The 5,678-nt window shown below is 64.7% G+C and carries 5 protein-coding genes; all 5 read right to left on the bottom strand.

Going from position 1 to position 5,678, the window contains the following annotated elements; translation table 11 throughout:
* Window positions 1-155 precede the first annotated feature (155 nt).
* The 5 genes from purH to prmA all read right to left on the bottom strand — a co-directional run bounded on the left by purH (window position 156) and on the right by prmA (window position 5,608).
* Complete coding sequence (gene purH, locus B3E94_RS17550) at window positions 156-1,763, bottom strand: bifunctional phosphoribosylaminoimidazolecarboxamide formyltransferase/IMP cyclohydrolase (protein ID WP_012316411.1); 1,608 nt, start codon at window positions 1,761-1,763, stop codon at window positions 156-158.
* An 81-nt stretch (window positions 1,764-1,844) separates the two neighbouring features.
* Window positions 1,845-2,165: a DNA-binding transcriptional regulator Fis gene (gene fis, locus B3E94_RS17545; RefSeq protein ID WP_008093076.1), complete on the bottom strand. Its 321-nt coding sequence runs from the start codon at window positions 2,163-2,165 to the stop codon at window positions 1,845-1,847.
* Window positions 2,162-3,175, bottom strand: coding sequence for a tRNA dihydrouridine synthase DusB (gene dusB, locus B3E94_RS17540; RefSeq protein WP_176518065.1), 1,014 nt, complete (start codon window positions 3,173-3,175; stop codon window positions 2,162-2,164). Before dusB ends, fis begins: the two co-directional genes overlap by 4 nt.
* A 176-nt stretch (window positions 3,176-3,351) precedes the next feature.
* A complete protein-coding gene (locus B3E94_RS17535) occupies window positions 3,352-4,686 on the bottom strand; it encodes a DUF3426 domain-containing protein (protein ID WP_286914467.1) in 1,335 nt (444 codons plus the stop codon).
* A 43-nt stretch (window positions 4,687-4,729) separates the two neighbouring features.
* Window positions 4,730-5,608, bottom strand: coding sequence for a 50S ribosomal protein L11 methyltransferase (prmA, locus tag B3E94_RS17530; protein WP_286914466.1), 879 nt, complete (start codon window positions 5,606-5,608; stop codon window positions 4,730-4,732).
* Window positions 5,609-5,678: the final 70 nt, after the last annotated feature.

The raw sequence follows: 5,678 nt of genomic DNA, 5'->3' as shown, positions 1-5,678 counted from the left end.
AACTTTCATGTCAAAACCTCGATTCAGGTGGTCCCGAGGCTGGCGGCGGGCCTTGTGGGAGCGGGCTTGCCCGCGAATGCGGCGGTGAATGCACCATCGTATTCGCGGGCAAGCCCGCTCCCACAGGATCGCGGCTCGCCTCGAGATCCGCTTAATTAGTGGCGGAAGTGGCGCATGCCGGTGAACACCATCGCGATACCGGCTTCGTCGGCAGCGGCGATGACTTCAGCATCACGCATCGAACCACCCGGCTGGATCACGGCGCTGATACCCACTTTAGCCGCATTGTCGATGCCATCACGGAACGGGAAGAACGCATCCGAAGCCATCACCGCGCCCTGCACCTGCAGGCCAGCATGCTCGGCCTTGATGGCAGCGATGCGGGCGGAGTTGACGCGGCTCATCTGGCCGGCGCCGACGCCGATGGTCTGGCGCTGCTTGGCGTAGACGATGGCGTTGGACTTGACGAACTTGGCCACTTTCCAGGCGAACACCAGGTCGTGGATCTCTTGCTCGGTCGGTGCACGCTTGGTGACGATCTTCAAATCTTCGGCAGTGATCATGCCGTTGTCGCGGCTCTGCACCAGCAGGCCACCGTTGACGCGCTTGAAGTCCCAACCGGCAGCACGCTCGGCAGGCCACTCGCCGCACTCGAGCAGGCGCACGTTCTGCTTGGCCGCGACCACGTCGCGGGCAGCCTGGGAGATTTTCGGGGCGATGATCACTTCGACGAACTGGCGCTCGACGATGGCCTTGGCGGTTTCGCCGTCCAGCTCGCGGTTGAAGGCGATGATGCCGCCGAACGCCGACTCGGTGTCGGTGGCGTAGGCCAGGTCGTAGGCCTTGCGGATGCCGCCTTCGTCTTCAGGTACCACGGCCACGCCGCAAGGGTTGGCGTGCTTGACGATGACGCAGGCCGGCTTGACGAAGCTCTTCACGCACTCCAGCGCGGCGTCGGTGTCGGCCACGTTGTTGAACGACAGCTCCTTGCCCTGCAGCTGGATGGCAGTGGAAACGCTGGCCTCGCCTTTTTTCGCTTCAACGTAGAACGCCGCGCTCTGGTGCGGGTTCTCGCCGTAGCGCATTTCCTGGGCCTTGACGAACTGGCTGTTGAAGGTGCGCGGGAATTCGCTGCGCGCTTCGGTGGACAGCGTGTCCTTGGCCTGGTCGATGGTGCCCATGTAGTTGGCGATCATGCCGTCGTAGGCGGCGGTGTGCTCGAACGCCTTGAGCATCAGGTCGAAGCGCTGGGCGTAGGTCAGGCCACCGGCCTTGAGGCCTTCGAGGACGCTGGCGTAGTCGCTGGCGTTGACCACGATGGCCACGTCCTTGTGGTTCTTGGCTGCCGAACGGACCATGGTCGGGCCGCCGATGTCGATGTTCTCGATGGCGGTCGGCAGGTCACAGCCAGGCTTGGCGATGGTGGCTTCGAACGGGTACAGGTTGACGGCGACCAGGTCGATCGGCTTGATGCCGTGCTCGTTCATGATGGCGTCGTCGACGCCGCGACGGCCGAGGATGCCGCCGTGGATCTTCGGGTGCAGGGTCTTGACCCGGCCATCCATCATTTCGGCGAAGCCAGTGTAGTCGGCCACTTCCACCGCGTTCACGCCGTTGTCCTTGAGCAGCTTGTAGGTGCCGCCGGTGGACAGGATCTCGACACCGAGCTGTTGCAGCTCACGAGCGAATTCGAGGATACCGGTCTTGTCGGAGACGCTGATCAGGGCGCGGCGGACTGGCAGGCGGGTAGTCTGGTCGGTCATTTCGGATTCCAATAACGCGGTGGAGTCAGCAAAAAAGGCGCCTCTGTTCAGGGAGCCGCCTTTTCTGATTGGGATTCTGGCTTACAGCAAGTCGTACTGCTTGAGCTTCTTGCGCAGGGTGCCTCGGTTGAGCCCGAGCATCTCGCTGGCCTTGGTCTGGTTGCCCTTGACGTAATTCATCACGCTCTCGAGCAGGGGCGCCTCGACTTCGGAGAGCACCAGGTTGTACACGTCAGTGACGGTTGCGCCTTCCAGGTGTGCGAAGTAGTTGTGCAGCGCCTTCTCGACGCTGTCGCGAAGGGTCTGGCCCTCTTCGCTCGGCGTGTTGAGGTGCTGTTTGAGGTTGGCGTTGTCGCTCACGGGCGTTGTTCCACTCACTAATGTCTCGGTCATCATCGTCATGCGGCCACCCCTTGTTCGTCCTCTGTCTCAAGGCTCTGTCGACGTTCGCTGAAGTACTCGCGAACGTTGGCGCACTGCGCTTGTGTGTCTTCCAAAGCGTTGAACCGGGAGCGAAACTCCTTGCCGCCGGGTCGTGTTGCCAGGTACCAGCCAACGTGCTTGCGGGCGATACGAACGCCCATCACATCGCCATAGAAGGCGTGCAGCGCAGCCAGGTGCTCCAGCAGGATTCGTTCCACTTCGTCCAGCTTGGCGGCAGGCAGGTGCTCGCCGGTCGCCAGGTAATGCGCGATCTCGCGAAAGATCCAGGGGCGCCCTTGGGCGGCCCGGCCAATCAGCAGACCGTCGACCCCGGTGGCGTCCAGCACCGCCCGGGCCTTTTCTGGCGAAGTGATATCGCCGTTGGCAAAAACCGGGATGGACACCGCCTGCTTGATGGCAGCGATGGTGTCGTATTCGGCTTCGCCGGTGTACAGGTCGGCGCGTGTGCGGCCATGCACCGCCAGCGCCTGGATGCCAGCCTGTTCGGCGAGCTTCGCCACGTTCAGGCCGTTCTTGTTCGCCCGGTCCCAACCGGTACGAATCTTCAGGGTCACCGGGACGTCCACCGCACCGACCACGGCGTGGAGGATCTCGCTGACCAAAGCTTCATCTCTCAATAAAGCAGAGCCTGCAGCTTTGTTGCAGACTTTTTTTGCCGGGCAGCCCATGTTGATATCGATGATCTGGGCACCCGCCTCGACGTTGGCCCGGGCCGCCGCCGCCATCATCTGCGCATCGCCACCGGCGATCTGTACCGAGCGTGGCTCGGGATCACCTTCGTGGATGCGGCGCAGGCTCGACTTGCGGCTGTTCCACAGGCTCATGTCGCTGCTGACCATCTCCGACACCACCATGCCCGCGCCCAGGCGCTGGCAAAGTGTACGGAAAGGCTGGTCCGTGACCCCGGCCATGGGCGCGAGGATCAGGTTGTTGCGTAGTGTGTATGGGCCGATGCGTACCGCCGACATAGGTGTTCCCTGTTGTGGGGCCGAATCATTGGAGTCGAAAAAGGGTTGGCATGATACCCGCTCTCGGTGACCGGATAAAGATGGATTTGGATAAATTCTGAACAGTTGTCGGCTTATGCCTTAACGCAAACCGAGCGCCTTTGCAGGCCTCCGCAGGGCAGGCTGCGGGGCACTGGTTATTCGGGGGAGCGGAAGCTGAGGCTGTAGTTCACGGCCTTGGGGCCCGGGTCGAGGATGTCCAGGGCGATGTGGATCGGCGTCTGGCTGGGCATTTCGCCACGCCCGGCCAACTCACCGGAGAGGTATTCGCTGGGTTTGAAGCGACGGCTGGCGATGAGCTGGCCGTTGAGGTCGGCGAAACGCAGCTCCAGCAGCGGGAACGGCTGGGCGAACGGGGCACGGTTGTAGATGATCGCGTCGACGATCAGCGCGCCCTTGAAGTCCGGGTGGCTGCGTACCACCAGGTTGCTGCTCTTGATGCGTGCGATATCGACGCGGGTCGGCACCTGGCAGCCCAACATCGGGCACAGTTGCTGGAAGATCGGCCGGTACTGGTCCTGGCGGGCCATTTCGTCGAAGTGGAACCACACGTACTGGAACGCCAAAAGGCCTGCGGCCAGCAGGGTCAGCACGCCCCACAGCAGGCGCTTGCCCCAGTTGGGCTTGGGTTTTTCCCAGCCCAGCTGCAGCGGGTCGTCGACCACGTCGACCAGCGGTTCCTTGCGCGACGGGCGCTCGGCCTTGGCGGCAAAGCCAGGCTCCAGGCGCTCGCCGGGCAGCGGCTCGACAGGCTCGTCATCGCGCGCCGACAGATGGATGTCCATTTCGTCGTCATCCCGGGCGCTCAGGCCTTTTGCATGGATGACGTCATCGTCGTCGCTGGCATGCGGCTCGTCGAAACGCTCGGGTTCGGCAGGCGCGGCACGCTCGTCTTCGAGGTCCAGGTCCAGGTTGGTGCCCAGGGTCGGCTCGGTGCGATCACCGGGGGCCGGCTCCAGGTCCAGTGGCTCCTGCTCCAGCAATACCGGGGCGGGCTCGTGATGGGCTGGGGTGTCCGGGTGCTCGTCGGTGGCGGTGCCGAACAGCGCATCGTCATCCTCGTCGCCGACCGGCTCGTCGCGCCGCGCCTGCAAGGCCTGCGAGGGTGCGGCAGGGCGCGGTTCCTCAGGCTTGCTGCGGCGCTCCAGACGGGCCAGTTCCTGGTCCAGGTCGAGTTCGTCCAGTGCTTGCGCGGTGGCGGCCCAATCCTCGGGTTCGACCGGCGGGCGCACGACAGGGGCCGGCTCCGGCGCCGGCGCCGCCACGGGCTCGACCAGCGCTGCTGGCGCAGGCGCTGCAGCAGGCTCGCTGCCGGCCTTGGCGCGGGTCTGCTCGAGCAACTGCTTCGCCGCATTGAACACCTGCAGGCAATGCCCGCAGCGCACCACGCCGCGCGCTACGCTCAGCTGGTGGTGAGTGACGCGAAAGCTGGTCTGGCAATGCGGGCACTGGGTGACGAAACTGTCGGTCATGCGGCGATCCGGGGGGCTGTGCAGAGGTTAAGTCTAGGCCCGCTTAGCGGCGGCGACCACTGATGCGCACCCAGCCGTCGCGCACGACGATCGGGTCCAGCTCGAAGTCGGCGGCGTAGGCGGCGGCCACTTCCTCACCCTGTTCGGCGAGGATGCCCGACAGCGCCAGCAAGCCGCCTGGGCGAACCAGCCCGGACAGTTGCGGCGCCAGCGAGACCAGCGGCCCTGCGAGGATGTTGGCGACCAGCACGTCGGCCTGCATGGCCGGCATCTGCTCGGGCAGGTACAGGGCGAACTTGTCATCGCTGATGCCGTTGCGCTGGGCGTTGTCGCGCGAAGCTTCCAGGGCCTGCACGTCGATGTCGGTACCGACCGCCTCACGGGCGCCGAGCAGCAGCGCGGCGATGGCCAGGATGCCCGAGCCGCAGCCGAAGTCGAGCACCTGGGTGCCTTGCATCTGCTGGGCGTCGAGCCATTCCAGGCACAAGGCGGTGGTCGGGTGGGTGCCGGTGCCAAAGGCCAGGCCCGGGTCGAGCAGCAGGTTGACCGCGTCCTTTTCCGGCGCCTCGTGCCAGCTCGGCACGATCCACAGGCGCTGGCCGAAACGCATCGGCTGGAAGTTGTCCATCCAGCTGCGTTCCCAGTCCTGGTCCTCGATCACCTCGGCGTGGTGCTCGGGCAGTTCGGCGTTGGTCAGCAGGCGCAGGTGGGCAAACACCGCTTCAGGCTGGGCGTGCGCTTCGAACAGGGCCAGCAAGTGGGTGTGCGACCACAGCGGGGTGGTGTTGAGGTCGGGTTCGAAGATCGGCTGGTCTTCGGCATCCATGAACGTGACCGAGACGGCGCCGACTTCGAGCAGGGCGTCTTCGTAGGTTTCGGCTTGTTCCGGGCTGATGGCCAGGCGTACTTGCAGCCAAGGCATGGCGGGCACCTTTGGTAAATCGACAGGGGCAGCCCGAGGCTGCGCGAAGGCTGGCAGTTTACGCGAGTGC

This window comes from Pseudomonas sp. UBA6315 (genome assembly GCF_002438125.1).
Taxonomy (GTDB): Bacteria; Pseudomonadota; Gammaproteobacteria; order Pseudomonadales; family Pseudomonadaceae; genus Aquipseudomonas; species Aquipseudomonas faucium.
Note: the sequence above shows the minus strand (reverse complement) of the source record. Positions and strands in the feature narration are given on the sequence as shown.

Coding starts and splice junctions, on each gene's coding strand:
- prmA (WP_286914466.1), bottom strand. CDS start 5,608: ATGCCTTGGCTGCAAGTACGCCTGGCCATCAGCCCGGAACAAGCCGAA.
- dusB (WP_176518065.1), bottom strand. CDS start 3,175: ATGTCGGCGGTACGCATCGGCCCATACACACTACGCAACAACCTGATC.
- purH (WP_012316411.1), bottom strand. CDS start 1,763: ATGACCGACCAGACTACCCGCCTGCCAGTCCGCCGCGCCCTGATCAGC.
- B3E94_RS17535 (WP_286914467.1), bottom strand. CDS start 4,686: ATGACCGACAGTTTCGTCACCCAGTGCCCGCATTGCCAGACCAGCTTT.
- fis (WP_008093076.1), bottom strand. CDS start 2,165: ATGACGATGATGACCGAGACATTAGTGAGTGGAACAACGCCCGTGAGC.